This is a genomic window from Wolbachia endosymbiont of Mansonella perstans (assembly GCF_020278605.1).
Classification (GTDB): domain Bacteria; phylum Pseudomonadota; class Alphaproteobacteria; order Rickettsiales; family Anaplasmataceae; genus Wolbachia.
The window spans coordinates 1-1,257 of record NZ_JACZHU010000142.1 but is presented as its reverse complement, the minus strand read 5'-3'; the positions used below and the strand labels follow the sequence as shown (position 1 = coordinate 1,257).

Genomic DNA, 1,257 nt, shown 5'->3' with positions numbered 1-1,257 from the left:
GGCATAATCCTCAATTAACTTAACACCTTTAACATCAGCGATTAAAGAAAATCTTCTTGCTACTCCTTTAAATTCCAAAAGACCCTTTTTAATGTCCGAATCGCTAATTCCAAGCTTTACTGCAACCGATATTGCAGCCAGAGCATTGCTGACTTTATGTATTCCTATTGCGTTTGATAGTACTACGTTTTTTATTCTGTGGTTATTGTTAATCAACACATCAAATTCTATGTTGCTAACATGCTGTTTAATGTTGCTGGCTCTTATGCTACCATTTTTAAACCCAAACGTTATAGAATTGCCTGTATCGCAATTGATGTCTACGGAATCAGGTAAAATCGCAGAATCTGCTTCATTTACAAATTGGGAAAATGCATTTTTGAGATTGTCAAATGTACTGTAATGGTCTATGTGATCGTCGTTGATACTCGTTATGACAGCAATATTTGCAGGGATTTTTAACATAGTTCCATCAGACTCGTCAGCCTCAATCAAAAAAATGTCACTCTTGCTAAGTTTTGAGTTATTTCGATAGGAGTTTAATATTCCTCCCACAATTACAGCTGCATCGGTACCAGAGTGGTTAAAAATAGAGGCAATCATAGCCGTTGTTGTCGTCTTTCCACTTGAACCTGAAACTGCTATCACATATTTATCTTTTATAATCTCAGCAAGTATGTCTGACCTATGCAAAATGGTTTTATTATTCTCTCTTGCGACAATTAACTCCACATTGTCGGATTTTATCGCAGAAGAATGCACGATCACTTGGGCTTGCCTGATGTTATTGGCATTGTGGCCAATATATACTTCTATACCTAGCTTTTGTAACCTATCTACATTGTCATTTGATTGCATATCACTGCCTTGGACTTTATAATTAGAATTATGAAGAATTTCAGCAATTGCGCTCATTCCAATTCCACCTATACCGATTATATGTATTGTTTCTTTTCGAGTATTGTTCATATTTAGCAGTAGACGTTTACTAATTACTAAATTTATTATAGTATAATTTAAAATCCCCATGGTATCGAACCATTTCACTAAATACAATGATAAAAAATCTAGCTTTTTTATTCCTAATATTTGTTTTGATAAGTAGTTGCGGTTTTCGCAGAAGGTGCGATGATGCCGTAGGCCATTATAAAATTGGCAATAGCTACACAATAAATGGGGTAACTTATTATCCCAAACACTGTAACCATTACGAGGAAATAGGAGTAGCATCGTGGTATGGGATGGAAGATCATGGTA

The 1,257-nt window shown here is 35.2% G+C and carries 1 protein-coding gene and 1 pseudogene; one reads left to right on the top strand and one right to left on the bottom strand.

What is annotated here, in order from left to right:
• Window positions 1-1,029: UDP-N-acetylmuramate--L-alanine ligase (locus IHO13_RS05485; protein ID WP_225538631.1), on the bottom strand; the 1,029-nt coding region annotated here is incomplete at its 3' end.
• A gap of 26 nt (window positions 1,030-1,055) precedes the next feature.
• On the opposite strand from IHO13_RS05485, the pseudogene IHO13_RS05940 reads away from it, so the two are divergent.
• Window positions 1,056-1,257 (top strand): annotated as a pseudogene (locus IHO13_RS05940) (septal ring lytic transglycosylase RlpA family protein); the annotation flags it as partial.